The sequence below is a fragment of the Candidatus Nitrospira nitrosa genome (assembly GCF_001458735.1).
GTDB lineage: Bacteria > Nitrospirota > Nitrospiria > Nitrospirales > Nitrospiraceae > Nitrospira_D > Nitrospira_D nitrosa.
This window is the reverse complement of sequence record NZ_CZQA01000008.1, coordinates 251912-278578: the sequence shown is the minus strand read 5'-3', so window position 1 is coordinate 278578 and position 26667 is coordinate 251912. Positions and strand designations below refer to the sequence as shown.

At 53.4% G+C, this 26667-nt stretch carries 27 protein-coding genes; 23 read left to right on the top strand and 4 right to left on the bottom strand.

The window, feature by feature from the left end:
* Window position 1: 1 nt before the first annotated feature.
* The 23 genes from COMA1_RS10080 (at window position 2) to COMA1_RS09975 (ending at window position 23236) form a co-directional block, all read left to right on the top strand.
* The gene (locus tag COMA1_RS10080; protein WP_090747776.1) at window positions 2-808 is read left to right on the top strand and encodes a tetratricopeptide repeat protein; all 807 of its coding nucleotides are present in this window, start codon (window positions 2-4) and stop codon (window positions 806-808) included.
* A gap of 204 nt (window positions 809-1012) precedes the next feature.
* Entirely contained in the window at window positions 1013-1288 is a 276-nt protein-coding gene (tatA, locus tag COMA1_RS21830; RefSeq protein ID WP_090747773.1) for a twin-arginine translocase TatA/TatE family subunit, read from the top strand.
* A gap of 196 nt (window positions 1289-1484) precedes the next feature.
* Window positions 1485-2738, top strand: a complete 1254-nt coding sequence (locus tag COMA1_RS10070) for an NHL domain-containing protein (RefSeq protein WP_090747772.1) — start codon at window positions 1485-1487, stop codon at window positions 2736-2738.
* A gap of 84 nt (window positions 2739-2822) precedes the next feature.
* Window positions 2823-3653 (top strand): ethylbenzene dehydrogenase-related protein, encoded by an 831-nt coding sequence (locus COMA1_RS10065; protein ID WP_090747769.1) that lies wholly within the window; start codon window positions 2823-2825, stop codon window positions 3651-3653.
* A 167-nt stretch (window positions 3654-3820) separates the two neighbouring features.
* Window positions 3821-4255, top strand: a complete 435-nt coding sequence (locus COMA1_RS10060) for a PDZ domain-containing protein (RefSeq protein WP_090747766.1) — start codon at window positions 3821-3823, stop codon at window positions 4253-4255.
* Window positions 4256-4285: 30 nt separating this feature from the next.
* Entirely contained in the window at window positions 4286-5626 is a 1341-nt protein-coding gene (locus COMA1_RS10055) for a multiheme c-type cytochrome (RefSeq protein WP_090747764.1), read from the top strand.
* Window positions 5627-5648: 22 nt separating this feature from the next.
* Window positions 5649-6881: a multiheme c-type cytochrome gene (locus COMA1_RS10050; RefSeq protein ID WP_090747761.1), complete on the top strand. Its 1233-nt coding sequence runs from the start codon at window positions 5649-5651 to the stop codon at window positions 6879-6881.
* 80 nt (window positions 6882-6961) lie between these two features.
* Complete coding sequence (locus COMA1_RS10045; RefSeq protein ID WP_090747758.1) at window positions 6962-7180, top strand: addiction module protein; 219 nt, start codon at window positions 6962-6964, stop codon at window positions 7178-7180.
* A 136-nt stretch (window positions 7181-7316) separates the two neighbouring features.
* On the top strand, window positions 7317-7589 hold the full coding sequence (locus COMA1_RS10040) for a hypothetical protein (protein WP_090747755.1): 273 nt from the start codon (window positions 7317-7319) through the stop codon (window positions 7587-7589).
* 130 nt (window positions 7590-7719) lie between these two features.
* Window positions 7720-9642, top strand: coding sequence for a putative periplasmic lipoprotein (locus tag COMA1_RS10035; RefSeq protein WP_090747752.1), 1923 nt, complete (start codon window positions 7720-7722; stop codon window positions 9640-9642).
* 104 nt (window positions 9643-9746) lie between these two features.
* Window positions 9747-9971 carry an addiction module protein gene (locus tag COMA1_RS10030; RefSeq protein WP_090747749.1) on the top strand — a complete coding sequence of 75 codons (225 nt, stop codon included), beginning with the start codon at window positions 9747-9749 and terminating at the stop codon, window positions 9969-9971.
* Entirely contained in the window at window positions 9972-10265 is a 294-nt protein-coding gene (locus COMA1_RS10025) for a type II toxin-antitoxin system RelE/ParE family toxin (protein WP_090747745.1), read from the top strand.
* A 102-nt stretch (window positions 10266-10367) separates the two neighbouring features.
* Window positions 10368-10541 (top strand): hypothetical protein, encoded by a 174-nt coding sequence (locus tag COMA1_RS21070; protein WP_176697986.1) that lies wholly within the window; start codon window positions 10368-10370, stop codon window positions 10539-10541.
* A 407-nt stretch (window positions 10542-10948) separates the two neighbouring features.
* On the top strand, window positions 10949-12601 hold the full coding sequence (locus COMA1_RS10020; RefSeq protein ID WP_090747741.1) for a di-heme-cytochrome C peroxidase: 1653 nt from the start codon (window positions 10949-10951) through the stop codon (window positions 12599-12601).
* Window positions 12602-13091: 490 nt separating this feature from the next.
* On the top strand, window positions 13092-13493 hold the full coding sequence (locus COMA1_RS10015; RefSeq protein ID WP_090747738.1) for a hypothetical protein: 402 nt from the start codon (window positions 13092-13094) through the stop codon (window positions 13491-13493).
* 162 nt (window positions 13494-13655) lie between these two features.
* Complete coding sequence (locus tag COMA1_RS10010) at window positions 13656-13982, top strand: hypothetical protein (protein ID WP_141654295.1); 327 nt, start codon at window positions 13656-13658, stop codon at window positions 13980-13982.
* A 67-nt stretch (window positions 13983-14049) separates the two neighbouring features.
* A complete protein-coding gene (locus tag COMA1_RS10005; protein WP_090747732.1) occupies window positions 14050-14709 on the top strand; it encodes an AbrB/MazE/SpoVT family DNA-binding domain-containing protein in 660 nt (219 codons plus the stop codon).
* Window positions 14706-18869: a hypothetical protein gene (locus COMA1_RS10000; protein WP_090747730.1), complete on the top strand. Its 4164-nt coding sequence runs from the start codon at window positions 14706-14708 to the stop codon at window positions 18867-18869. The genes COMA1_RS10005 and COMA1_RS10000 overlap by 4 nt, the downstream gene beginning before the upstream one ends.
* A gap of 202 nt (window positions 18870-19071) precedes the next feature.
* On the top strand, window positions 19072-19569 hold the full coding sequence (locus COMA1_RS21825) for a patatin-like phospholipase family protein (RefSeq protein WP_090747727.1): 498 nt from the start codon (window positions 19072-19074) through the stop codon (window positions 19567-19569).
* Between the two features lie 90 nt (window positions 19570-19659).
* Window positions 19660-20786 (top strand): IS3 family transposase gene (locus COMA1_RS09990; RefSeq protein ID WP_090744497.1). Its coding sequence is split into 2 segments (ribosomal slippage): window positions 19660-19915 and window positions 19915-20786, totalling 1128 coding nucleotides; the frame shifts between segments, so codons are not numbered across the junction.
* Between the two features lie 309 nt (window positions 20787-21095).
* Window positions 21096-22229 carry a patatin-like phospholipase domain-containing protein gene (locus tag COMA1_RS09985; protein WP_141654294.1) on the top strand — a complete coding sequence of 378 codons (1134 nt, stop codon included), beginning with the start codon at window positions 21096-21098 and terminating at the stop codon, window positions 22227-22229.
* Between the two features lie 46 nt (window positions 22230-22275).
* Window positions 22276-22830 (top strand): hypothetical protein, encoded by a 555-nt coding sequence (locus COMA1_RS09980; protein WP_141654293.1) that lies wholly within the window; start codon window positions 22276-22278, stop codon window positions 22828-22830.
* A gap of 61 nt (window positions 22831-22891) precedes the next feature.
* The gene (locus COMA1_RS09975) at window positions 22892-23236 is read left to right on the top strand and encodes a hypothetical protein (RefSeq protein ID WP_090747717.1); all 345 of its coding nucleotides are present in this window, start codon (window positions 22892-22894) and stop codon (window positions 23234-23236) included.
* A 291-nt stretch (window positions 23237-23527) separates the two neighbouring features.
* On the opposite strand, the gene COMA1_RS09970 is transcribed toward COMA1_RS09975, so the two are convergent.
* The 4 genes from COMA1_RS09970 to COMA1_RS09955 form a co-directional block, all read right to left on the bottom strand.
* Entirely contained in the window at window positions 23528-24523 is a 996-nt protein-coding gene (locus COMA1_RS09970; RefSeq protein ID WP_090747714.1) for a GGDEF domain-containing protein, read from the bottom strand.
* Window positions 24520-25359, bottom strand: a complete 840-nt coding sequence (locus COMA1_RS09965) for an HDOD domain-containing protein (RefSeq protein ID WP_090747711.1) — start codon at window positions 25357-25359, stop codon at window positions 24520-24522. Before COMA1_RS09965 ends, COMA1_RS09970 begins: the two co-directional genes overlap by 4 nt.
* Window positions 25356-25691, bottom strand: a complete 336-nt coding sequence (locus COMA1_RS09960) for a hypothetical protein (protein ID WP_090747708.1) — start codon at window positions 25689-25691, stop codon at window positions 25356-25358. Before COMA1_RS09960 ends, COMA1_RS09965 begins: the two co-directional genes overlap by 4 nt.
* A gap of 705 nt (window positions 25692-26396) precedes the next feature.
* The gene (locus tag COMA1_RS09955) at window positions 26397-26651 is read right to left on the bottom strand and encodes a hypothetical protein (protein ID WP_090747705.1); all 255 of its coding nucleotides are present in this window, start codon (window positions 26649-26651) and stop codon (window positions 26397-26399) included.
* Window positions 26652-26667: the final 16 nt, after the last annotated feature.

The following is a 26667-nucleotide window of genomic DNA, read 5'->3' as shown; positions in this document are numbered from 1 at the left end:
AATGGACACACCTACTTCTCTGCCCCCGCAAGGGGATACCGGGGTTGATCTTGCCGATCAGCCCCTCACTCCGGATGAGGAAATCGCCGGGATTGAAAAGCTGTTGGACAGTGAGCCGGATGATTTTCAGGCGCGTTGTCGGCTTGGGGAATTATATTTCAGTAAAGGGCGTCTCGACGATGCATTGGCAGAGGTCAAGAAGGCCATTGAGATGGCGGAATCCCTTCGCACAGAAATGAATCGTTCGCTGGCTATGTATTATGCCAATCTGGGGACGATTTATGCGACGAAGAACATGGCCGATGAGGCAGAGGCTCAGTTCCAACATGCGCTACAAGTCTTTCCCCACGACGTCTTGGCGCTCTTCAACCTGGGGAGACTCTATGCGGACAAGAAGCAGTACATGGAGGCGAAGGGGTATTATGAACGCCTCGTAGAAATCACACCCGACGATCCGATCGCATGGTACAACCTCGCCGGGGTCTATATTGAACTCGATAATCCGCAGGTGTCCGATTACAACACGATCGACATGGGGATTCAGTGTTATCTTCGCACTTTGGAGCTGGACCCGAAGCACTTGGAGTCGGCCTTCAAGCTGATGGAAATCGCGCTCAATCATAAGAAGACCGATTTGGCCATTCGGGTCATGGAAAATGCGGTGGAACACAATCCCGACGAGCCGCTGGCCTACTACAATCTCATCAGCGTGTATGATAAGTGCAAGATGTTTGAGCAGGCGGAAGAGGCCAGGAAACGACTAAAAGAGAGGTTTGCCAAGAAGGCCAAGGATGGTTCGAAGTCCTGATTCACTCGCCTAAGCAGGAAGCCACAGCTGCTTCGTCCTTCGCAGTAGCTTGCTACGGAGGGTGGATGAAGCTGTGGAGGAATGCGAGCGAGTGTCCTCCCAAGCCTCGGCGAAGGAGGACAAGCTTCGGCGAGTTTCGCCGAAGAAACCAAAGGGACCACGGCTGTAACGCCGTGGGGCTCCCCTTTTTAGAAGAGGTGTCCTATGTTCGGCAGTCTAGGGTTCACCGAGCTGATCCTCATCCTGATGATCGTGTTGATCATCTTCGGGGCCGGGAAACTTCCCCAGTTAGGGGAAGGCCTGGGGAAGGCCATCAAGGGCTTTAAGAAGTCCGTCCATGAGGCAGAGGCCATCGAAGCCGAAGCCCAAGCAGCGGCGCAGCAGACTGCGGCTCCTCAAGTTGCCACGGCCGCACCGGCTCAGAGCGCTCCGTTGAATCAGTCTGCAGGGGCTACGGTGCAGCCTGCTCCTCGCGCCTAGCAGGATATGATGCTGAAAAAGTCCTCCATCGGCGTTCTCGCCTCGCTCAGAGGCTCAGCGTACCACTGGGCTAGCGCTGCCTGAGCAGCTCGGGGAGGGTGAGAGCAAAGGTCTTTTTGAACGTTCTGCGCCGAGAGTCGAAAGTGCGTGATCGGTAAGATCATCTTTTAACAGTTCCCTAGAGAGCGTCGTACTTATGGAAACCGAACTCGGATTGGCCGTTGGCTACATCGAGACATTTGCTGGTAACGGGAAGGCCCGAAGCACGGGTGATGGCAAGCGTGCAGTGAAAGCGGGAATTCCGCTCCCTCATCACGCGGCACTCGATCGGGAGGAGCAGTGGTTCTATTTCGCGGAATCGGGATCGGATCGCATTCGACGTGTGCACCTGCAAGAAGGGACGCTCCACAACTTCGCCGGGATTGGGGAAACCTGTTACAGCGGCGATGACGGAGTCTGTGGCGAGGCCGGCCTCTATCTGCCTCTGGGAGTTGCCTTTGATTCCCGAAACAATCTCTATATCTGTGACTCCGGCAGCAATCGGATTCGGAAAGTCGATCATGAGACGGGAATCATCACGACGGTGGTTGGGACCGGTCAGCATGGGTTTAACGGAGACGGGCCAGCGCACGAGGTCAATCTGACCTGGCCGGCAGCCATCGCATTCGGCCCGAATGATGTGTTGTACATTGCCGACACGCAGGCGCATAAGGTTCGGCGGTATGACCCCCACACGGATCTGGTGACGACGATCGCCGGATTTTGGACGGCCGAGGACGATGCGCGAGAGCAGCCCCTGGTGGCCAGAAACCTCGTGGTGCTCTCCGGTGATGCGATCGGGATCGATTTCAGCGATGATCAAGGATGGCTCATGCCGGTCTGTTCCGACGGGCTCGATATGTCGATGTATCTGGACGATGGAAAGCCTGCGATGGAAGCACGGCTCTACGACATCGTCGGGATTACGGTCGACGGCAAGGGCGATGTGTACATCGTCGACAAGGGAAGCAATCGTGTCAGGAAGATTGACGCCCAGACCGGTGTGATTTCGACCGTTGCAGGGGTCTGTCGGTATGGATATGACGGTGATGAGAAGCCGGCTGTCCGAGCCATGTTGCATGCTCCGGAAGCCGCGATCTTCGATCGAGAGGGCCATCTCTACATTTCCGATACCATGAATCATCGTGTGCGGAAGGTAGACGGCAAGACCGGTGTGATCACGACGGTCGCGGGAAATGGGGACAGCGGCTACGAAGACAAGAACATCGGTGGCTGCGGCGCAGCTCGATTTGTCGCGAAGGAATCGGCCGGGCAGTTGAAGCACGGCGACGGTCTGCTTGGTATCGAGGCGGTGGTGAATTCTCCTGTCGGCTTGGCGTTGGACTCGCAGGGCCATCTCTATATCTGCGAGCGCGGAGAAAACAAGATCCGACGGTTGAAGCTCTCCTAAGTCTTCCTCGTTCCAGTCTTCTCACATGTGTCCCGATCAGGTTTGTGGTATTCTGAGTGCGATTACTTCTCGGAGTAGAGCACGGTGCGAACGACGTCCATCGGTAACGTTCGGTTTCATGTGCTTGGATTCTTATCGTGTCTGATCGTCATTGCCAGTGTACTCGGCGCCTTTGGGGTTCCGTTGGTCAGTTCCGAGGGGATGACGATCCGATCGTTCCTGATCCAAAGCGAGATGCCGAAGACGGCCGATGATACGGTCTGGCAAACGGCCTCACCGATCACGATCCCCCTCAGCGGTCAAGTCATTACCAGGCCGGTCTGGCCAGAGCCCACGGTTCGGGCCTTGACCGTGCGAACCGTTCACAATGGAACCGAGATCGCTTTTTTGTTGGAGTGGCAGGACAACACCAAGAACGATCGGCTGACTCCTGGGACCTTCCGGGACGGAGTGGCCATCGGGTTCCCTCTCGGTGATGCCCCGGCGTTCTTTTGCATGGGGCAGTTGGATCACTACATCAATATTTGGCATTGGAAGGCGGACTGGCAGAGCGATATCGATCGTCGTGCCGCGCGCGCTCCGGAGAAGAAAGAAGGCGGCGTGCGAACGTTCGAAGTCATTCCACGGCGAGTGTCTTCCGTGGAAGACCTCATCGGCGGCGGTTTCAGCACATTGACGACGAAAGACAAACAGGGGCGAGTGCAGGGCCAAGGGTTTTGGAGGGATGGAGTGTGGCACGTCATGATGCGACGTCCACTCCTCAGCGAAGAGCAGGAGAACGAAGCAACACTCCTTCCTGGACGAATCCAAACCGTGTCATTCTCTGTCTGGAACGGAGAAAATAAAGAGCGAAACGGACAAAAGGCGGTGGCGCCTTGGTTTCAGCTCAGCATCGACCCTGTCGCCAAACTCTAGCAGGATGCTGAAACAGACTATCAGCTTTGTTCTCGGTCGTCCGTCTCCTTGCGACGTACCCCAGAAGGTACGCCTCAGTCGCCGGACTCCCTGCGGCCTCGCTGAATAGTCTATTTGAACATCCTGCGAATCAAGATGAGCCGGGAGCCGGTTCATAGGAGCGTTATGTGATCGGAGGGAGATTGCCGGGGGTGGTGTTGCTGGCGGTGCTCCTCGTCGCCCCAGTCTGGGTGGCACAGGCTGAGACGCACTCCGATGAAATGACGGAGGAGGAAGCATCGAAGCTGGGTGAAGAGTTTGGAATCGTCGTCGGTGCCGTCGATGAGGCAATTCAGAAGGAACTCAATCTTCAAAAACCGCAAGGGGTTGCGGTCTTCGAGGTGATTGGGAATTCCCGCGCAGACTATGCCGGGATCAAAGTGCGGTCTGTCATCAAGGAGATCAATAAACAGGAGATTCGAACCATGGCGGATTTCGGCCGAGCCATCAAAAAGGCCATGAAGGAGTGTAACGTGACTGTTGGAACGTATGAGGCGGCGGATCCCGGCGATCCGGTCGGATGGGGAGTGAATTTTCACTTCGTGGGATGTAGACGAGACTAACGCTGGTCGGTAAAAAGTCAAAGGTAAGGTGTGAGAGGTAAGGCCAACGCACAGAGTGGTCGCGCACGATGGAGATGGAGCATTGCGACGCTCTGTTTCCTGTCGCTGGTTGGACTTGTCAGTCCCCTGAGCAGTCTGGCTCAGGGGCAAGCAGACACGCAAAAGCTAAATGACCAGATCGCGGTTGATTGGGTGGCGGACATTGAAAAGGTCTTCATCCGTTCAGAAGACTGCAAGCAGTGCCATGAACGGCATTATGAAGAGTGGAAGGGCGTCCGGGAGCAGACGCCTGATTTGAAGACCTTTGGTCGTGTGGATGCCGCGCTCTTGCACGGGACCTCGTTGACATCACCAGTTTTTCGAACGGTCCTCGGTCTTTGGAAAGAAACGAATCCAACAGCAGATGAGCAGCGGCGATGCTTGTCGTGCCATGCCCCTGCCGTGACGGTGTTTCCGGAACATGTCGAAAAGATCATCGGGCAAGTCTTGAGCGGAAAGTCGGGGGTAGAAGGGATCGGCTGTGCGGCCTGTCACTTGATGGCAGGAATGGACAAGAGTGCGAGTTCGCCGCCGACGTTTACCTTACAGCCAGGACGAACGCTCTATGGTCCCTATGCGAATCCAGAAGAGAATCTCGTCCATCCGGCTGTGCAATCGCCGCAATTTCGAGAAGCCAGTTTTTGCGCCTCCTGTCACTTCGACAAAGTGAAAGATGTCACCCAAATGAATCTGCCCGGAGAAATCTTGGAAGGTACGATCTGTCAGGATTGCCATATGGAGCCTTCAACCGGGAGTTCAACGTCACGACGCGGTGCCATGACCCGATCCATTGGTCGCCATTGGTTTCGCGGCGTCGTTGTGGCCGGAACGATGCTCAAGAATCGGAACGTACAGGCGGAATGGATGCCTCGAATTGATGTGGAGGTGACAAAGACCGGCACGACTGTGGAAGGAAGAAGTCTTGTGAAGGTCGGTAGTTTGCCGCACATCTTTCCCGATGGCGATCCGGTGCTGAAACAGTTCTTCCTGACCGTGACGGCGAAGGATGCCAAGGGGCAGACCTTGACGGAGGAGACGCAGCGGTTTGGATTGTCCTACGACAAGCTTCTCCGTGGCCCCATTCCGGATCCCTTCATCAAGGGTGGCAATACAAGAAAAGTGCCTTTTGCCTTCACACTTCCGAGTGGGACAGTTGCCTCGTCGATTGAAGCAGTGCTCACCTATGCACTGATTCCCGCTCCTGAACCGGAGGTACAGGAGAAATACCTTGGCTCGCTCCAGACGGATGCGGATCGTGATGAGGCGAGAAAGATCATCCATGAATACACACAACGACATTTTCTGACCTATCGTGTTAAACAACTTCACTAGTCGACAAGTTTCTCACCGCCCCATGAGCATGAAAGCGGTCGTGAAGCTCTGTATTGTCATCACAGCCGGTATTCTGACCTTGTTGAGTGGCGACTCGGCTTTTGCGCAGGCTCAGAATTCGAGCAGTCAAGCGGCGATCGAGAAGACCTTTCCTCATTCCAATAAATGTAAACGTTGCCACGAGCGGGTGTACGAAGAATGGGAAACGTCGCCCTTGGCCAAGTCCATTCATTCTCCCGCGTTCCGTGCCGCACTGGATGCCTATGTGAAGTCGCCTGGCGGAAAGGATCAGGCGCTGTGTTTCCGATGCCATGCGCCGCATGTTCGTGAGTTCTCTGAGCAGGCCCAGTTGTTTGTGGATCAAACGAAGAGTGGCGATCCGTCATTGGACGGCGTGGCCTGCAGTCAGTGCCATTTGATCAAGCACGTGGACCGTGCGAAGCATCCTCCTGAGCCCAAGTATGAAGTCGGCGGAAAAACACTCTATGGACCCTACAAAGACTTTGTGCAGAATCTGGCCCATCAATCGATGGAATCGAGTCTGTTCCAGAAGTCTGATCTCTGTTTGAACTGTCATCAGTCGGTGCCATCAGCGGTGAATCTTGGGAAGGCCAACGACTTGCTGGGGAATTGGGATCAGAGCCGGGCCGTGAAGTCCGGTAAAGAATGTCAGACCTGCCACATGCCGCAACAAGTAGGCGAATCAGCCAATGGGGAAAAGAAACGGACCGTCGCAAACCATAGTTTCCCAGGGCGCTTGGGCAAGCTTCGTCAGGAGGCGGCGAAGGTAGCGGTGCAGACAAAAGTCGATGGCGCCAATACGATGGTGACGGTGAAGGTACAAAGTCTCGTTCCACACAACTTGCCGGCGACCCATCCGGCTTGGGCTTCGGTGGTGTTGAGTCTGGAGGTCAAGGGCAAGAACCTCAAAACGGTGTTCAGTGACAAGCGGGTCTATGGTCGGACGTATCTGGACGCGCAGGGACAGCCGACGATCTTCGACTTTGAAGCAGTCAAGGTGGCTGAGGATACGGTGCTGAGACCAGAAGAGATGAGAGAGGAAACCTTTACCTTCCCCACACCCAAAGATACCAAGACCTTCGATGTTGAAGTTGGGCTCAATTACGCACCGCTGACTGGTCCGACCACATTCCTCCAACGTGTCGAAGCCGAATCATCCCAAGGATCGCAAGATCCCGCCTTCCAGCCGATCGAGATCGTGAAGCGAACGGAGAATGTTCCGGTGGGCAAATAGCTGGGTAGGCGTGAATGATAAAGGGAAGCTGCGAAATCTTACGGGCTTGAATCTGGTTCGGTGGGAGGTGTTTTGACCCCATGCCTTATAATCTTACACTCAAAGGTACGAGTCTCCATGAGAAGCTTGCTGCGATGGAGTCTCTGAGGGAAGACACTACACATCTTCAAGAATCCATCGAGTCCCCTGCGTGGCACAACGATATCCTTGATGATCGCCGCCAACGACTTGCCGAGGGGCAATCTCAATTCCTCGATTGGGAGGCCGCCAAAGCAGACATCCGAAACAAGGTCTTGTGAAGATAAAATAAGGGGCGAGGTGTAGTCGGATACTCCAACGTGTCGAAGCCGAATCGTCTCAACGGTCACAAGATCCCGTCTTCCAGCCGATCGAGGTCGTGAAGCGAACGGAGAATATGCCGACAGGAAAGTAGCCATGGGTAATGGTATGCATATCGAACTCACCAATGATGAAGCGCTAGTTCTCTTCGAGTTTTTGATGCGGTTTAAACAAAGCGATCGTCTTGAATTTGCGGATGTCTCTGAATTCCTAGTGCTAGGTGCAGTCTCTGCGGCCTTGGAAGATTCCCTTGTAGAACCATTTATGCCTCATTACCGTTCGCTGTTACAGAACGCTAGACAACGTGTCGCGGCTGGTTGGGATTTGGGTAACGATTATCCTGGTCCCAAGGCTAGGGGCGAAGTCTAGCGACCCGTAGCACCGCACTACTTGGGTGAACAGTTATACTGACGACTATGCGGCTAGCTTAGATCCCCTGTTTGTTCATCCACATGCCCAGCATGTGATGTTAAATAGAAAAACAATGAGCAAGAGTTCCATGCGATCTCTGTGGCTGCTAGCCCTGTGGGCGATGGTGCTGTCTGGGTGTGGTTCAGACCGAGAAGGCCAACTAATCGTCGACCATCAGCGGGCGGTGTATGAGAGCCTGGCGCTGCAAGATCAGCTTCAGCAGCAGGGTGGTGGACATGCTGCGGCTGACCTAGGGATCGGGATCTCGAATCGGGGCATGGTCAAGTTGCTGTCGCTGCTCAAGGGGCTGATCATCACTCCGGCCAAGCCACCTGAGGGTCTCGAAGATCTATCTATCAGGATAGAAGACATTCAACTGGTCAGTAGGGCCGGCCGCAGTGAACTAGCGCTTCAGGTCTCCGTTGCCAGTCCCACGAATCATCTCCAATTTGATGCAGCGATGACAGGCGATCTCTTGTTCCTGCCGCCCGAGCCGGATACGGACACCCATGAAGACCAACTTGCATTTCGGGTAAAGGTGAGAGAGCTCCATCCCGATCTCTCCTGGTATTCTCTGCGGTTTCACAACATTGCGGCGGTGCGCGACTATCTTAGGAACCGAATGATCGACCAGATTGAAAAAGACCTTGTGGTAAAGGTACCAACAGCTAGGCTGGACAAGCTTGTGTTGGGGCTTTCGGGAAGTGAGGTGCTGAAGGACGAGGAGAAGGGTTTTCAGATCAAGATCGCCTATGCCAGTCCGAAGTTCGAGATGCCGATCGTGGCCCGCTATTCTCAGTTTTTGATGACCGACTCGGGGTTCTGGATTTTTGCACGGTACGGCGACAAGACCCCCTATATACCCAGACCAGTTGCCCGGGTACCGACGGAGCAGTTGGAGACTGAAATTGGACGGTTGACCTATGCCATTCGCGCCGCCGCGATCGGATTGACCTTTGCATCCGGTGACTCAGCCGTCATCGTCAGGAAACCGTTGCTTGAGAAACTCACGGCGCAGTTCAATGAGCGATCCAGCGATGAGCGTACCGTCTCCTTTCAATCAATCAGATCCCGCGGCAAGCTATTTGAGAAACAATGGCGGGACAATCTGCTCGGAGCCGGTGGGTTTTCGGTCGAGTTGGATAGTCGTGATGCGGCCTGGGGAACCGTGACCCTCAAGCAGGTCACCTCGGCATGGAGCGAAAATGGGTTGGCCTATTCGGCTTCGGCGGACATTGAGGCCAACACCATTATGTATGTCCACTTTGACCCATTAATTGGGGGTGGTGTCGGGAAGCGCACGACACTGGAAGGGACCGCATCCCCTGTCTTGGCTGGTACGCTGTCCTTGGCACTCCGCACCTATCTAGGAGTACCGGTTTTGGTTATTGCGAATCAGCTTGTCTGTTCGAAGTTCCCTATCACGGTCATGGATGATGAGGGTCTTGCTCTTGGCGTCACACTGAGTCAATTCGTGGGAGGGGGAAAGCCCACCCTTATTCCTGCATTGATCGGTCTTCCCAAGATGGTGAAGGCGGATCAGGTGCTTCGTGGAATCAAGACGGTCACCGTCACGGCGCCGAAACCGTTTGCGGCCGTTACCTATGCACCGACGCAGTTTGTCGCTGATGCAAATGGTTTTCGGGCTGAGTTTTTGACGTCGGCTTCGTGGAGCGAGGGTGATGACGTTGACGCCGAAGACCGAGTGAAAGAGATCACGGCATTGGTCAACAAGGACGAGACGTTCCCTTCTGGTCCGGATTGCGGCAAGCCGGACCCGATCAAGGTACATGTCGCGGGAGTTGAGTTCGAACATGACCTTGGGCTAGGGCGGGTCATCGCGACTCTCGTCGATGGGGCACGGACAGGCACGAAGGGGATCGAGAACTTTTTGTCGACCGCCGGGCGTAATGCGATCAACCCCCCGCCTGGGTCGGTCCTACGCAAGCCGCTGCTTAACCCAATGGGGACACTCAAATGCCTCGGCACGTTGCTGCAGAAGTGCGAGTGATTTCTGTTGTGAGAAGTATGAGCGCAGTTGAAGGATTGATGTGTCAGCTAGACTTCGAGATGATATCGTTGGCTCAAGAAGCTGGTTTGGAGTAAAATGCGTCCATGAGTATCACCGAACTTGAAGCCGAGGCGCTGAAGCTTGATCCAAAGTCCCGAGCCCGCTTGGCTGGAAAATTGTTGGCGAGCTTGGAAGATCTGTCCGAAGAGGAAAATGCTAGGCTCTGGGCTGAAGAGGCCCAGCGCAGATCAGCGGAGATGGATGTTCAACCAGAGTCCGCCGTTTCTGCGAAGGACATGTTTCGTGAAGCGAGAGCCAAGCTGAAGTGAATGGAGCGCGTCTCGTACCATCGATTGGCCCGCCGTGAATTGAACGAAGCCGCCCAGTATTACGAGTCAGAAAGTCCTTGTCTCGGAGCGGCGTTTCTTGATGAAGTCGAGCATTGTACTCAAGCCATTGCGAATTTCCCTGAAGCTGCTCCGCTGATCACGGAGACGATTCGTCGCCGACTCCTTCTCCGATTTCCCTACGCGCTTCTCTATACCATCAAATCAGATCGGGTGCGTGTGCTTGCAGTCATGAATCTGAAGCGTCGCCCGATGTATTGGGTTGGGAGGGAGTAACGGGAGCTACAAAAGAGTAGGGAATCGGTTGAGGTTGAACCAGGTTTTGATTGAACGGATCTTACCCCTGTGCTTCCCTCAATACAGTGGTTGCCACGGATCATGAGGGTTCTCGTCGATGGAGCGAAGGAAGGCACGAAGGGGATCGAGAATTTCTTATCGACCACCGGGCGTAATGTGATCAACCCCCCGCCTGGGTCTGTTCTGCGCAAGTCCTTGACCAATCCTCTGGGGACGCTCAAATGCCTCGGAACATTGCTGCAGAAGTGTGAATAGCTTCTGAACAGTCACCTCCTTCTAGATACAGCCATCATTCAAGACTGCTCATAGAACCCTCCGCGGCAGCATCGGTACCACCCTAGGCACTTTGAATCCTTTTCGGTTCACTGAATCAAAAGAGATCCACCGCTGCAGGATCCTTCTCGGAAAGCAACTCGGCAATTCCCGCAAATTAGAGTGATTTCTGAACGTGATGGCTGGCCCGTTCCTTGCTGAGGAACCAGGAATGTTAGGGCATTGCTGGTTCTGAGCGGTGATGAATTAAAAGGCAGAGAGGGAGTGGACGGTATGGTTGGAAGAACTATGACAACCATTCGGGCGGCGGCATGGTATTTCGCTTCGCACGGTAATGACCTGTCCTCCTCGGCGTTCGATTTCCGATGTCCTATGTAAAGGAGACAAGCATGAGGCAATTTTGGATCATATTGGGCCTGTGCCTTATTCTGACTGGATGTACTTCAACCTCCTGTCTCACGAATCTCCAACTCTGGCCGGATCCAAGTGGGACGCACATCAATCTTCAGCAATGTTGGGACAAGTCCGATCAAATCCGGTTCTACACCACCAATCAAGGGAGTCAAATCGCTCCCTATGAGTTGATCAAGTATCTAGAAATGCCGCTCTCGACCGATAAATTTTTTGCTCGAGCGAATTTTGATCGATGGCGGTTCTTGCCATTGGAAAAGGCAGATAGGGACCAGGATTCTGATATCGACAAGGATGTTCAAGACTGGCCCCTCGGATTCGTGATTAACACGACTTCATCGGGTAGGGAGGCCTGGCATGGTAACTGGCTTGGTGTAACTTGTGCGGCATGTCATACAGCCCAAATCGAGTATCAAGGAAAGAAAATGCGTATCGACGGTGCACCCACGATGGCCAATCTCAACCAATTTCTGTGGGATCTGCAAGCTGCGCTCAAGGCTACCTATGAAGACGGGCTGAAGAATGGGGACAAGTTCAAGCGGTACGCCAAGAACTTTTCAGGAGAGTGGGACAAGGTGCTGCTTGAGCGATTGGGTCGCGTCGTGACTGAAGGGGAGATGTGGCACCACCGGAACGACCCTCCAACTCCTCCAGGCTATGCGAGACTTGATGCCGTGGGGCTGATCTTCAATCAACTCATCTTCATGTCCGGTAGTGAGCCGGTCGGGATTTCCAAGAACGATGCCCCTGTGAGCTTTCCGTTTCTGTGGGACACGTCCCATCACAATCAAACCCAGTGGAACGGGGTGGCTCCGGACATTCCCATGGTGCGCAATATCACGCAGGGCATCGGCGCATTTGCCAAATATGATCCGCATGCCGGCGCGTTCCAGGAGCCGAGTACGATTCCGCTCAGCAATCAACGAACGTTACAACACCTTGTGCATAAGCTTCGATCTCCGGCATGGCCTGAGAATATCCTTGGGGCCATTGATCGTGAGAAAGCGGAACGTGGGCGGGTCGTCTTTGAGAAGAAATGCGCGAGTTGCCATGCCGATCAAAAGCGAGAAGAGCCACTCAAATACCTTCGGGTCACCATGACCCCGGTCAAAGACCTGAAAACGGACGGCAACATGGTAGCCAATGCCGATCACCGGGAATTGCGGGGTTCAGACGGCAGACAAGAGAAGATTGCCGTAGCCGCTGGTCCCACGGTCAAGGATATTGTGTTCAGTTGGAGCCATGTCGGAGAGATCTTTCCGTTTGTGGGAGAAACGCTTGCCGCCGTTTGGCGATGGGGATTGGATTTTGGGAGGGACGAGACGAAGCTGGATCGCTACAAGGCCCGCCCGCTCGATGGCATTTGGGCGACAGCTCCCTACCTACATAACGGCTCCGTTCCCAATCTCTATCAGCTCCTGGTTTCAGGAGAGCGAAAGCCGTATTACGTCGGAACGAGGCAGTTTGATCCGAAGCATGTCGGCTTCATAGAAGACGACAAGAGCGGAACCTGGGTGGATACAGGTACGTCAGGCAATTTGAATACGGGACATGATGCGTTCACCTATGGCGGTGAGCTTGATTTGGAACAAGAGGTTTGGCCCTTGATCGAGTATATGAAGACGTTGTGAGCGGAGCCCACGTTCCAAAATAAGAATCAATCCTGAGGTGTAAGGAGCCAAGATCAGGGATGTTTCTCGATCTCGGAGCCGACTCAGTTTACTGCTTCGAGTCTAACGACCGATGAGAGCAGTCATGACTTGTGCCTGGCGCAATCGCGGGCGACCTCCAGCTGAATCCTTTCAGATTCACTGGATTGAAAAAGATTCACTTTCAGTGTCTCCTCCTTCCTTGGGCAGCAGTGCAATCCTTCAACATTCCTGTCTTTCTTACCATTTCATCACGGCCCGTTCTTTGCTGGGGGGAGCGGATAGCAGCGTGTGGGATGGCATCTCGTAGCGATATAGGTACATAAGTACCTACATTAAATAGAGCACTAAGGATCTGTGCGCGCAGGGCCATTCTATCTTATTCCAAAGAGGAATCGTGCTTATACGGGGGGATTGGTATTGTCTCGCGCCCAACAGGATGGAAGAACCGTTGTAAGTAGAGGAGGCTGTCATGGTTGAATTCATACTCTTAGCGCAGGCTAAGGGCACACTCTCATCATCGTACCCCCACCACAACAGGCATTTGTTGACCAGATTTCTTGTTATCGCTCTGCTCACCATCACCGCATTGTTAACGATCGGGGGGCTAGCCTGGTCGGCAGAACTGTTTCCCTATTCACCACCCTCGGCAGCACAGCAACGTTCGATGGTACAGAGACCGGGCACCACACCTGAACTGTCTTCCCAAGAACGTAGGCGCATTGAGGATCTCTCTGTGCAAGCCAAAAAGCTCTCCGGTGCAGAACAACAACAGTTGAAGGACGGGCTCAGAAAGAATCTTGAGTCAGCCGCGAAGGCAAAAAACTGGGCACAAGTCGAGTATTACAGCGAGGCGCTCCGCCAGATTGAGTGAGGGATAATTATGTACAGAGTGATAATTGGCATTGTTATGTTCGGTTCCGTATTGTCTAGTCCGCTCTACGCGGAACCCCAGTCAGAAAAGGTTTCCAGCTTAGTGCAACATTTCTCGGCTAGCGCACCATCTGCAGAGTCAGATGTAGGGGGTGTGGGTGAGGTGGACACAGGATATTCCTTGCTCAGGGCTGCCGAAGAGGACAACCGTCGTCTCCTGGCGCTATGCATTATGGGTACGGCGATTCTTGCGCTGGCATTCGTCCTAACCATTCTGAATAAACGAGGAGCCCCACCTGAAAGCATCGTGGCCGGAAGCGGTCTCGTCCTCGTCATCTTTGCCACGGTACTCGTCGCCACGCTTGCAAAGTCAGATCAGCAACTGACTGCGCCCATTGGAATCCTTGGGGCCATCGCGGGGTATTTGTTTGGGAAGAGCGCAAAAGGAGCGGAAGCTGGGCAGAAATCAGAAAAAGCCGGTTCTCCATAAGAAGAACGTTAGGATGCCGCTGCTCTACATGCATGACGAAAGCGCTTTCCATAATAGAGGTTATACGATGCAGATGAAATTTCCTGTTAACGCTTGCTGGTTGTTATTGCCGATTGCCGTCAGCCTCACCACCGGATGTAACTCCATCCCACAAAACGTGGCGCTTGGAGCGGTGATTGGCACGGGGGTTGGGGCCGTCATCCCTGGTCATGATATTGAGCAGGTGTATTACCTTGGCTCGTTCGATCCTCAAGAACAAGTTCCACCGGCGCTGTATCGAGTCCGAGTACGGGGGCAAGCCAGTATCATCAGCTGGATGCGATTTGGCTCCGGCTGGGTGCCGGCCGAGTTGATCGACTCATTGGGAAGCTCGGTCGAGATCGACAAGAAGGATGGCAAGATCGTTATGACTAAGGCGAAATCCGATGAGCTGTCCAAGTTGACAATTGGACGCCGCCTGATGCAGTTCGGTCCAGAAGGATTTCGAGAAGTGCCGAAGGATCATCGGTTGGTTATTCTGATGGGCTCCAGCCCCGATAAGTTCTTTAAGGCGATGGATGAAGCGCTAGGAGCTGTGACTCAAGCCAAGATCGATCAGGATAGTCGCGCGCTGAATGGGTTGCTCTTTGAAGCGATCACGAACGTGCGAGCGGAAAAGCACCTGGTGGAGGCACAGCTGGAGGCGGCCAAGGATCAATTTCCGAAGGAAACAGGAGCGCAGCCATGAATCTGTCGCACCTCTTCGTCGGTATCAAGAGACTGGGATTCGCACTTGCGCTTGGGGCAGGGATGATTGGCTGTGGCGTCTTAACCGTGGATGTCGATGTCTATAAAGGCGCGTTGGTAAATGAAGTGCATGTGCAATTGCATCAACTGGTGGCGGTGGCCACGGCAGCCAAGCCGATGTTGATTACCCTCCGAAACAACCACGAGTGGCCAGACACAGATGGCGTACCTCCGAAAAATAGTGACAACTGTTCGGGTAAAAACGGGCATTGGTACGAACATGGGTACATCCCCGAATTGATGGTAGGTGAGAAGAACGGCAAAGTTCAAACGAAGAGTGATGACAAAACGAGCGGAGATAACACAGAAGAGTGCGGCTTGAAGCGGCCTGTCGCGCGTCGCGTGAACAGAATCCTTCATCTCTATGAGGATTTGGCTAGCCCGGATTTTGCAGTCTACGCAAAAAAGCTGCACGAGGCGTTGGAGCGATTGCAAGCTGCCCAATCTACCCTCAAAGCCGACCGGGAGAAGGACCAAAAAGTTTTTGATCAGATTGCAAAGGGACTTAAGCCACAAGGCACAGCAGATACAGAAGCTAGGCCGAAGGATCAATTAGACAAGAAAGATCAATCAGACAAGAGAGCTACCCCAAAGGACACATCTAATACGGAGTGCAAGGCCAAACCAACCTCTCTGCTCGATGCATATAGAACGTTGTTAGTCCCTGGCGATGAAGAGTCGGGAACGTCGGTCAGAAAAGTTGGGGAACTGATGGATGCACTGCAAGCCTCAGCTTCGTTGGGTGAGAAGTCCGCAGCATCCGCTGAATGCAAGAGTGAGAAAAAAGATAGGACCGCTGAAGGCAACAGCAAAAAGAAAGAGCAGCTCTCGATCGAAGAAGCATTGATTCAAGGATGGAAGGGAACCGATGTCTACAAGACCAAGAACGATCCCTACGAACGCCGATTGCCGTTTCGAGCCGTCTGGAAACTTCTAAGCGAAGACGCCGACCATCCGGCGCTGACTAAGCAGACCAAAGCATTATTCCGAGATGATGATCAGGGCACAGCTGCTTACAAGAGACTCAACGAGCGCATACGAGACCTGGTCGAGGCCTATTGGAGTTCCAGGCAGGCCACACGAGAACTCTGGGAAGAGAGTTTGCACTTACTCATCCAAATCGATCGACTGGAACGGAATCCGGAACGGAATGAAGGAAAGACGGATCGCTACCGCTCCTTGAAAGAGCTCGCCGTCAACTTGGTGGTTGAGTTGACCAGTGTGCGCCAAGTGGTCTCTGCGCTCGATCGGGTGGGAAGGACGAATCAGTGTTCTCTCATGCAAAGGGCTGTCGATGCGCTGGGCTTGCTGTGTAACCGTTCCGACTCGGAGAAGAATGCCCTATGGACCGACGAATCGGTCAGAAACGATCCAGAGCGGTTTGAGAGGAGCCTGGGGAGGGCGCTCACCACTGATCCGGAAGACACCGCCGATTTCCTTTTGGATCTTGACCGCTCGGAGAAACGTGCGATTCCTGGCGGCGATATCGGACAATTAATCGATGTGGTCAACCAAAGTGCCTCGCGGCGGATCGTTCGATTAGGACTCTATCGCAGTTATGTTGACAGCGACAAACAAACTGACCAAGCACGGATGGTTCGCTCCGCCGGAGAGCTCACGAGAATCTTGGCCGGAGGGTTCGAGCGGGGTCGATTGCCGAGGGGGATCCATGCGCTGACGGAGGTCTATCTCAAGTCGCATGACGGTCGAATAAGCGAAACCTCAGACGATAAAGATGAAACCAAGCTGCTTGAAGCCCTGGTCGAGTTCGCTCAAAAAATATTGTTCTTAGCCAACCATGAAGAACTGGTCTCACCACCAAGTACGAACGGATTGTTATTGGGAGGAGCGGAATATCTTGCTCGCGGACTACTTGGCGACAAACTAATAGACCTCGCCTATACTAAAACGCTGCCTGAATATCGGAATCGGTCCTACGTTCGAGTGTTGCAAGCGGTCGGCAACACGATTTTGTTCTCGGCCAATGAATTACTCGAACGGGACCGGTATCGCGAGCAAGGGCAGAAGAAAGTGGCCGCTGAAGTGGCGGCGGCCAGCTCCGTATACTCGCCGGATCCGAAGAAAGTCTTGGATGATCTTCTCAAAGATCTGGAGAATGACAGGCAGGCCGCTCAGAGGACGCTCGCCGATGCCAACGCCAGAAAGGCGGAAATAGAGACTCGCCTTGGTAATCCCACCGCAAATCCTAAAACGGGATTGTATGGCGAAAAGGACAAGACCACCACAGTATTATCGCAAGCCGAGACAGACCTGAATAACTATCGCAATTCGCTCAAGACACTTGAAGCAATCCATGCTGTCCTGACGAAAGACGTGATCACACAGGTCAAATCACAATGGGGAGTAGACAAACCAAAAGATGAGGATGACTTTTTAAAAGGCGCCAGTGGCCCATCGCTAAAGGACGCACTGGCGGTTGTTCGAGGAAGTTACAACAGCACTCCTCCCACTAAGGAAGATGTTCAGAGATGGACTGATGCCTTGAACCATGTCGCGTCTTCTGGTGCCACGCAAGCCTTTGCAGACTATCGAAAGCGTGAGAATCAGGCATCTCTGGAGGACCGACCCGTCCTGTTAGACCAGTTCGTTTCACACATTGGTGAATTGGAAACCAAGCGAACACAGGGGGTTGCGCGGCTCGAAAAGATAGGCGATGAAAAGCAGGCCGCGTTTGATCGTCTCGAACAGGATATTGTCGCGTTGAACACGGAAAAGACACAGCTGGAAAAACGGATAGGGGAGCCTCTTCAGAAGGAAGCCACATTGCAGACCGCCAAAGAGAAAATTGAAGCTGCCAAGGCCGACGTCCTCAAACAGGCGGAGAAGCACGGATCATTTACCTCTCCCAAAACGATATATGGGTTGCTGCTTTCCTACTTGAAGGACAAAGAGGATCTGGAACAAGATCCAGCAAAAAAGAAACCATATCAAGACACTCAAGAGGTCCTATTGAAACGTGTCCCTTCCTCTGGGGTACCACCGCTGGACCCCAATGACTTCAAAAGTCCGAGAGAAGTTATGGATGCGGTAATCGCCTTCCTTCGCCATCACCAGATGGATGTGACACAGCGCTTTGGTCAAGACTCAAAAGAGAGCAAACGGGCGACGGAGGCCTTGGAAAATGCCTACAGTCATCGAGCGGGCATGATCTACATCCGGCCATCTTCTGCGTATCTGCGGACCAGCTTTCCTTCGACATCCCTACAAGAAGATCCCAATTTGGCCTGGGATAATATGCTGCTGAAGCAAGGGCTTCGCAATCTTCCGTTTTCTTCGGAACTGCGGGATATTCTCAACCCCTCGGTGAAGCAAGATCGGACATTGACCTCCGAACTAGATAAACAATACTGGCAAAATATCAATCGTGTACGTGTGTCGGGAGTAGGGTTCTCAAACCAAGCGTTGGTGAAGGATGATGTCGGTAACTGGTACGTCAAACGCTACTTTGGAGACACCGAGGATATAGCAAAATCAGCTAAGAATCTGGCTCTTTTCAGTTTGGGAGCCAAGATGCCGATCGATCTCCCTCGTGCATTGCGTGATGCATCTGCATCTAAAGAAGAGCTCGAGAAAAATCCAAGCACACCTACCTTGCAGAAGGTGTTGGAAAAGCATCAGGGCGCCTATAAAACCCATACGGATGAGGTCAAGGCTAAACTCGAGCGTCTGCATGCGAAGGAACTCCGGGACACGTTGATCGCGGCGTGGGAGGCACATACAGACATTAAGGACAAGAAGGAATTTAAGGATTCATTGGATCAGGCATTAATGGCGGAAATCGTCGTGTGGGATAAGATGGCCGCAACATTAAAGGAGAAGACGGACCAGGATCCTGGACAGGCTATCGTGAAGGATGTGGGTGCCCTTTCTCGACTCGGCAGGCTGTTGTCGGCGGAAATCAAGAAAATGCCATCCTCTGTTGCGTCTGATCCTCTCAAAGAGTTGGCTGTAGCCGAGGTGAACAAGGTTGTGGGAAGCCAGGTGACAGACATTTTGACCGATCGCAATCGCGTCCTGGATCAATATGAACAAGCGATCGTATTTATTGGCGATGCGGCGAATCCGAAGGAGGCCAAGTAAAACAACTCGAAGAGTGAAATTATAAGATATGAAGACAGCAGAAAATGACGCCTGGCTTGAGAGACTAGACGTTGACGAAGTCGTTGATGGTTGGAGGGGAGCCAACAGATTGTCGTTTGTGGAGAGGGGATTCTCAATGATCACAGCAATCCTGTGGGTATCCTCAACTTGACCGTGAGAAAGCAACGAGAAGGTGGTTGTTATGACAGATACTCAGACCTCAACAGATAAACTCTTACCCTTCTGCGATCTCGTCATGAAGGGTGGGATTGCAAGCGGCGTAGTATATCCCGCGGCGATTGCAGAACTCTCCTGCCACTATCGCTTCCAAAGTATTGGGGGGACTTCCGCCGGTGCCATTGCGGCGGCAGTGACCGCCGCAGCGGAATACCAACGGCGACAGACCGGTTCACTGGAGGGCTTCGGACTCTTAAAAGATCTTCCCGATGAGCTTGGCAGTTTGGTTGCCCCAGGCAAGAGCAAACTGCTCAGTTTGTTTCAACCTCAGCCTGATCTGAGCCGGCTTTTTTCCGTGCTCTTAGCATCCTTAAACCGAGGAACGACATCTTCGCGAATCCTTCATATCATTTTCGGGCTTATGAAGGCGTATTGGCCGGCAACCATGGTCGCAACAATAACGGGGATGGCTTCTGCGCTGGGAATTGTCCTCCTCTACTGTAAAGCCATTGACCCCATCTAAGAGAGGGCTTCGGAAATTCGGACAGTGTGATAAGTGGGAGCCTGGCTTCACCAACGCCACCGGAAGGTGGCGACACAAAGGAGCGAGGCAATGAAACGCACGAGACGGAATCACGGAGCCACCTTTAAAGCACAGGTGGCGTTGGCCGCGGTCAAAGGGGATAAGACCCTGGCCGAATTGGCCGAGCAATTCAGCGTCCACCCCACCCAGATCACAGAATGGAAACAGCAGTTGCTGGCGCGAGCCTCGGACGTATTTGGTGGGACGAAACCATCAGCGGAGGCTCCGGATCTCAAGACCCTGCACGCGAAGATCGGGCAACTGACCTTGGAGAATGATTTTTTAGAAGGCGCGCTCACCAAGGCCGGCTTGCTGAGCGCAAAGCGATGATCGATCGCACGCATCCCTTGCCGGTTGTGCGGCAATGCCAACTCCTGCAGCTGGCCCGCTCGACCGCCTATTACCAGCTGACGCCGACCTCCGAGACGACGCTGGCGTTGATGCGGCGGATTGACGAGCTGCATCTGAACTATCCCTTTGCCGGGGCTCGGATGCTGCGCGATCTGTTACAGCAGGAGGGCCATGCCATTGGGCGACGCCAGGTGGTCACCCTCATGCGCAGGATGGGGATTGAGGCGCTGTATCGGAAACCGCATCTGAGTCGGCGGCATCCGGCCCACACCATCTACCCGTATCTCCTCCGTGATCTCACGATCTGTCGTCCCAATCATGTCTGGGCGGCCGATATCACCTATATTCCGATGCGACGCGGCTTCGTGTATCTCTTCGCTATCTTGGACTGGGCCAGTCGCCGAGTGTTGGCTTGGCGGCTCTCCAATACGTTGACCACGGACTTCTGTCTCGACGCCGTGCGAGAGGCGATCACGCAGCATGGCTGCCCCGAGATCTTCAACACGGATCAAGGGTGCCAGTTCACCAGCCAGGAGTTCACGGGACTCTTGAAAGACCACGGCATTCAGATCAGCATGGACGGCAAAGGCTGCTGGCGGGATAACGTCTTCGTGGAACGGTTGTGGAGAAGCCTGAAATATGAGGAGGTCTATTTGCACGCGTATGACACGGTCAGCACTGCCTATCAGGGGCTGGAGCGCTATCTGCTGTTCTACAACCAGACCCGACCGCATCAGGCGCTTGATGGCCAGACGCCCGACCAGGTCTATTATGACAATCTGACCACACGACGGACTGCCGCGTAGTCAGCAATCCGCCAGGCGCCACTTATGAACTGGTAAAAACTGTCCAACCAACCGGAGCCACCTCTCTATATCGACACAGGTCTATACGGGTTCCTTGCCGCCTCTCTCGTCTTCAGTACCTTCTTCACGATCACGGCCTTAGCTCTGATCAGCTATTGGGTTTATGTGGACATCACCAGGCGACTAGTCGAGAACGACTTAGGCCTCTGTAATGGTTTGGGGCAAGAAGCACTCACTCCGTGGTTGCACGGTCTTATTCAAGCCGCAGCCGGTCGAACGATCAAGGATAAACCTTTGACGTTCGGTGACTTGCGAAAGGCCGATGGATCGGATGACTCCACGCCTCATTCAATCGACCTTCAAATGTTCTCTACAAACCTCTCGCATGGGCGGCCGTATATTTTCCCACTCGAAGAGAAAGAAGAACTCTTTTTTATGGAACAGGAGATGATACGATGCCTGCCAGAAGAAGTCGTGCTCTGGATGATCGAGAAGTCGCCATCCGATCGAGAAATAAAGAGTAAAAAGGGTCTCCTAGCCTTACCACCTCCCAATGATTTTCCAGTTTTGTTGGCGACGCGCATGAGTTTGTCTTTCCCGTTCCTACTGACAGCTATTCCACTTCATTGCATTGTCCCAGGCTCAGCTGTCAAGCAACCCCGACGCTGCTGGTTTTCTGATGGGGGTATTAGTTCTAATTTCCCCATACACCTCTTCGACGATTTACTGCCTCGGTGGCCTACATTCGGCCTCACTTTAGAACCAAAAGTCGATGGTCAGCCTGACGTATTTATCGCCAAAACATATAACGAAGGATACGAAGAGCGTTGGAATTATCTTTCCGATGAAGTGGCGCAAAAAAAAGATGCCGGTACATTGGGCTGGTTCATGGGTGCGATTGTCGGATCGATGCAGAACTGGAACGACAATTCGCTTACGCGCATGCCAGGAGTCAGAGATAGAGTAGCCCGAGTCCGACTAAATAAAACTGAGGGTGGGCTAAATCTGAATATGGATGAGCACGATATTAAAGCGGTTGCTGCTCGTGGCAAGAACGCTATTAGGCAATTACTGCAAAAATTCAGTTCAGTTCAAAACGGGAGTTCTGTGACGGGATGGGACGAGCACCGGTTCGTCCGGTTACATGTCTTGCTCAAAATGCTGGCTGCTAGAGCGCCGGGAGTGGTCTCCGCCGTCGGTCTCAACAGCAAAAGTAACATCTATGCAACCGATTTCTGCAAACTGCTTAACGATCTGAAGATAAGCATGAAGCAAGAATGCCCGCCCGGTTATACCAGCCAGATCACGAGCCAAAATTGCGCCGACCTCGTCATATTCGTGCAGAAGCTCGCGCAGCTCGCGCAGGAAATGGAGCATCTTGAGAAATCAATCCCTTTCACACCCATCCCGATTCCGGAGTTGCGAGTTCGGCCGCCTCTCTAGCCATGGAACAAGCAACTGAAGCAAGAACAGTAATTCGTTGAGACCGATGATGCATCCTTTTGCATGGCTCCCCGAGTTGTATCAATGGTGCTTTTCGGCCGTGCTGTTAGTGACAGTTGTTCCCTTGGCTTGGAAGTTGAAAGCTCAAGGTAAAGATCTGAAAACACCGGATGCCCCAAAAGGTATGGTGTCATTACAACTGAGCTGGAGCAGATCAGATGCCATAAAAATTCTTGACTCTTGGGAGAAACTGAAAAATGTCGCGCGTAAGCAACTACAGCTAGACTATGCGTTCCTGATGTTCTATCCGCTTCTGTTGTCCCTGATCTGTGGAATGTTGGCAGATTCCCCAGATAGTACATTGGCTGCAATCGGCATGCTCCTCTCGTGGGCGGTTTTGTTAGCTGGGCCGTTGGATGCGGTGGAAAACTATGCGCTCCTTGTGATGATTCGCTCAAGTCCCACTGAGGCGTTGGCCAAAACGGCGGGGTGGTGTGCAGGGATCAAGTTTGCACTCGTGTCTGCAGCGGTTGGCTACGGTATTTTTGAGGGAGTAAGGATGTTATTCAAAATCCTCGAGAGCGTCTGGCATGCACTTTAATCTTGTTTGGTACACCTGGCCTCTACTTTCCGTTAGATAAACTTTAGCGAGGATAAGATCCATGGAAGAAATGGCCACCAAATACTGGGAGCTTGGAAACCAGATCACGGCTTTTTCGATTGTACAAATGATTGCTCTGGTATTTGCGGCGGCCAAAGAAAGCGCCCTCGAACGTGCGATTAAGCGAAAGTGGCGGCTCACCTTTTCGTTAATTTCCGTCGGAACTTTATTCTATATTGTCGTGCTTGCTCATTGCTTCCACATGGAAACTTGTTCCAATCCGGAACATGCCAAGTTTCTTTGGACGCTATACGGCCGAATTTCTCTCGTTTTATTAACCTCGGCGGGAGGTCTCCTATGGGTTCGAGCACTTCATCGTGAATCATTCTCACATTATGGGGAATAGTGCAGACTCTTTGTATTCGCAAATTCAGGAATGCCGGCGGTAATCAGCTCCTGTAGGGGTCGGATACCCTTGTAACTAATCTTTGAGGTGGGCGCTTGCTTCATGATTGTCTCTATTGAGCGGGCTACCACAAGATTTCTACTGCCACTGTGTAACCATCCCAGCATGCCGCGTTTGGTAGGGGGAATCATCATCGTGGGGCATCTCAGCACATCAGATGTACGAGATATGTGTGTAGCAGTTATAGTCTCATTGGAAGAATCGGGTAAAAGTTGAATTGGAACGGTCATTTTATTGTTCGGTAAGAATCTTGGTGGGGTCCGTTGTTTCATACGGTATTTCGACAACCTGGCCTCGCTGGTCTTTGACGTAGACACTTCCTTTTATGGCTTTGGCTTTTTTCTTAAGCTCTGAAGCAATCTTACTCACGTCACCGGGATGGGCAATGGGAACTTGTTCGTTGGTGACGACGGCGATCGACAGGCTCATGATCGGAAACTGCTCTTTATTGCCCCGGCGGTCCACCGAGTCGATGTAGCCTTTGAGACGATCTTCACGGTCGTAGAAGTCCGGAATCACCAGGTCAAATCGCTTGATGATGGTCTCGCAAATTGCGTCGATGGTGTCAGGTCGGCTCATGAAGACAAAGTCGTCGCCCCCGACATGGCCCACAAATCCTTCCGAACCCGCCAGCTCGCCGACGACTGTCGTGAGGATGCGACAGGCCACAATCAGCACTTCGTCTCCACGTCCGTAGCCGTAGCGGTCGTTGAATGACTTGAAATTGTCGATATCGAGATACGCGAGAGCGAAGGGTTGCCGGCTTTGGATTCGAGCCGTGGTTTCACAGAGGATGGTCGTATTACCTGGTAGTCGGGTGAGGGGATTCGCGTCGAGTGAACGAGTGAGTCGGCTGAGACAGAGCCTGATGCGATGCACGACATCCTCTGCGCGATAGGGAACGGTGATGAAGTCATCTACCCCTAACGAACCCCAGTCGATATCATTGAGCCGACTGTCCCGGACGAAGACGATGAGCGGCAGGCGCCCAAGAAAGGCATCGAGCTTGAGGTTGCGCGTGAGGGTTTCCACGGAGTGCCCGTTGGTTCCCTCCGCAGCCAAGACGAGACAAGGAGGATCGTGGACAAGCTCATGGAGCGCGAGCTCAGGTAGATGGCCTTCCATCACTTGGAACCCGGCTTTCTCCAGGGCCGAGGTCAGAGTCGGGGTTGAGGTCAGCTCATTGTGCAGCAGCAGAATTCTTCGGCCGGCACTGGAGTGGTTCATAGGTAGTCGTCAATAGTCACAAATTCTTGTGAGGCCTTGTCGATGCATTCTGCAAGACTCTGTTCATCCAGCCCAACCTGATCCCAGGCCGGCTTGGACAGTGGTGGGATGAGGTCATCGCCGGGGTTGCCGAAAGCCAGACCTTTGACCAGGATATCTGACACATGGACGATGGCCGTTTGCAATGTGGCGTCCTTGGACTGAGTTGGGTTGTGGTGGTAGAGGATCGGCTCGCGAAGCGTAACCGGTAAATGCCATGCGCCAGCCAAGTAGCCGCCGATCTCCGCATGTGACAGTCCTGTCAATTCTTGTTCCACGTCAAAAAGTGAGTGATCGGCGCGAGTCTTCAGTGCGTCCTTAATGCTGGTGCCCACATCGGACCACTTTACATAGAGGACGACCTTCCCGATGTCATGGAGCAAACCGGAGACGAACAGCTCTTCGGGGTTCTTGATCTCGAGCCTCGTCGCGAGGAGATTGGCGGTGATGGCGACACCGAGCGAATGGCGCCACAACTGGTCCATGCCGGCGTCTTTCATGATGGTCAGCGCCGAGGCGCAGAGCGTGAGCCCCTTCACGACGTTAAAGCCCAGCACGATCACGGCGTGGGAGACGGATCCGATTCTTGAAGGAAACCCATAAAAGGGGGAGTTCGCCAGGCGAAGCACCTTTGCGGCCAGTACCTGATCCTTCTCGATGATACTGCCGATCTCCTCGGCCGACACGGTGGGACGACTAATCATGGTGGCCAGCCGCTGTACGACATGAGGGAGTGTGGGAAGGTCTCCGAGCTGCTCGATCCGGTTGCGTAGGTCTGTTGGATTGAAGAGGGTCATGCGGCCTCCGACTTCTCGACGTCCGTTCCCATCCCATGGGTGGCGCGCAAGTGCGTGCGAATCGTTCGGAGAATCAGTTGCTGGATGGGATCGTGTGCGACATGTCGAAAGCGATGATCCAGTTCGGCCTCCAATTCGTCCAGAGTCTTTCCACCGGAGTCCAGGGCATCGCCCTCGACATACACCGATGGTAACCCCAGCTGTTGGAGCCGCTCGATCAACGTGGTGTCCAAGACCGTTCCCGCAGCGACGATGGGAAGTCCATTGGAATTGGTGATTGGTCTTGCCAGCACCATATCCGGCAAGAGCTCGTAGACGACCACACGTTTCATCTATTGTAAATTCCTGATGGCCTGGTCACAGTCCATTGGGTGCAAGCTGACGTGATAACCTGCCCAGAGCCGGAGTGTCTGCCGGCTGTCATCTCTTTATCGGAATCTTCGCACCTGTTCTGAAGGGTCTTGTCACTGGATGGATCAATGGACTATCGGACATAACGGTGAGGGCTGAGCAGCCTCTACTGCGAACGCTCATTCCTTCTATTACGCACAGGCATATGGATAGAGAAGCCGTTCGATGGGCAAACTGGCGGATGTACGGAGGCCGACCGCAATCGAGTCAGATTGGCCGGTCTGGTGTGTGTTGAGCCCGTTGAACATGGGATATCTCCTGCCACTGGCAGGAGCGGCACTCATGAGTCATGGGTGTTCGTCCTCAGGCTCATGGGTCAACGTCATCTTGAGTGTACACCAATGTCGCTGGGTAGCCCTGTCAGGAGCGGTGTTTCTCTTGTGGTCCTAGGTATAGGACTACGATGCTTCCTTCAGCAGCCTGTTGAATAACCAATTTGACATCATCGCCGTACCACAAGGTGAATGATGCCGGATCACACAGGAATAACACGGAGGATGTTCAAAAAAAATCGTCCGACGAGGCCTCAGCGAATGAAGAGGCGAGGCATCTGCTGGGCGGTAGGGTGAGCCTCTGAGCGACGCGAGCACGGAGCTGGCGGGCTTTTTCAACACCCTGTGCGGAGGTTACTCGAAGACGATGCGGGAGCCAGGGGATTTCATCTTGAAAATCTGCAGGGCATTGTAAATGCCTTTAGCCGGGTGGTTCAGGATCAGGCGTGAGTTGGTGATATGGGTGTCGAGCAGCTCATATTGCCCGCCGCTGTAGTAGAGATCGCAGTCATCGATCTGGCAGTTCTTATACACATGATTGTCTAGGGCCAGCTTCGCTTTGCTGAATGCCTGTCCGTCGACGACAATATAGTTTGGTTCGAATCCCATAGGTTTCTTTACCGGC

Excerpts from the sequence above, each read along its gene's own strand:
- COMA1_RS10080 (WP_090747776.1), top strand. The coding sequence starts at position 2 with ATGGACACACCTACTTCTCTGCCCCCGCAAGGGGATACCGGGGTTGAT.
- tatA (WP_090747773.1), top strand. The coding sequence starts at position 1,013 with ATGTTCGGCAGTCTAGGGTTCACCGAGCTGATCCTCATCCTGATGATC.
- COMA1_RS10070 (WP_090747772.1), top strand. The coding sequence starts at position 1,485 with ATGGAAACCGAACTCGGATTGGCCGTTGGCTACATCGAGACATTTGCT.
- COMA1_RS10050 (WP_090747761.1), top strand. The coding sequence starts at position 5,649 with ATGAGCATGAAAGCGGTCGTGAAGCTCTGTATTGTCATCACAGCCGGT.
- COMA1_RS10045 (WP_090747758.1), top strand. The coding sequence starts at position 6,962 with ATGCCTTATAATCTTACACTCAAAGGTACGAGTCTCCATGAGAAGCTT.
- COMA1_RS10040 (WP_090747755.1), top strand. The coding sequence starts at position 7,317 with ATGGGTAATGGTATGCATATCGAACTCACCAATGATGAAGCGCTAGTT.
- COMA1_RS10035 (WP_090747752.1), top strand. The coding sequence starts at position 7,720 with ATGCGATCTCTGTGGCTGCTAGCCCTGTGGGCGATGGTGCTGTCTGGG.
- COMA1_RS10030 (WP_090747749.1), top strand. The coding sequence starts at position 9,747 with ATGAGTATCACCGAACTTGAAGCCGAGGCGCTGAAGCTTGATCCAAAG.
- COMA1_RS10025 (WP_090747745.1), top strand. The coding sequence starts at position 9,972 with ATGGAGCGCGTCTCGTACCATCGATTGGCCCGCCGTGAATTGAACGAA.
- COMA1_RS21070 (WP_176697986.1), top strand. The coding sequence starts at position 10,368 with ATGAGGGTTCTCGTCGATGGAGCGAAGGAAGGCACGAAGGGGATCGAG.
- COMA1_RS10020 (WP_090747741.1), top strand. The coding sequence starts at position 10,949 with ATGAGGCAATTTTGGATCATATTGGGCCTGTGCCTTATTCTGACTGGA.
- COMA1_RS10015 (WP_090747738.1), top strand. The coding sequence starts at position 13,092 with ATGGTTGAATTCATACTCTTAGCGCAGGCTAAGGGCACACTCTCATCA.
- COMA1_RS10005 (WP_090747732.1), top strand. The coding sequence starts at position 14,050 with ATGCAGATGAAATTTCCTGTTAACGCTTGCTGGTTGTTATTGCCGATT.
- COMA1_RS10000 (WP_090747730.1), top strand. The coding sequence starts at position 14,706 with ATGAATCTGTCGCACCTCTTCGTCGGTATCAAGAGACTGGGATTCGCA.
- COMA1_RS21825 (WP_090747727.1), top strand. The coding sequence starts at position 19,072 with ATGACAGATACTCAGACCTCAACAGATAAACTCTTACCCTTCTGCGAT.
- COMA1_RS09980 (WP_141654293.1), top strand. The coding sequence starts at position 22,276 with ATGATGCATCCTTTTGCATGGCTCCCCGAGTTGTATCAATGGTGCTTT.
- COMA1_RS09975 (WP_090747717.1), top strand. The coding sequence starts at position 22,892 with ATGGAAGAAATGGCCACCAAATACTGGGAGCTTGGAAACCAGATCACG.
- COMA1_RS09970 (WP_090747714.1), bottom strand. The coding sequence starts at position 24,523 with ATGAACCACTCCAGTGCCGGCCGAAGAATTCTGCTGCTGCACAATGAG.
- COMA1_RS09965 (WP_090747711.1), bottom strand. The coding sequence starts at position 25,359 with ATGACCCTCTTCAATCCAACAGACCTACGCAACCGGATCGAGCAGCTC.
- COMA1_RS09960 (WP_090747708.1), bottom strand. The coding sequence starts at position 25,691 with ATGAAACGTGTGGTCGTCTACGAGCTCTTGCCGGATATGGTGCTGGCA.
- COMA1_RS09955 (WP_090747705.1), bottom strand. The coding sequence starts at position 26,651 with ATGGGATTCGAACCAAACTATATTGTCGTCGACGGACAGGCATTCAGC.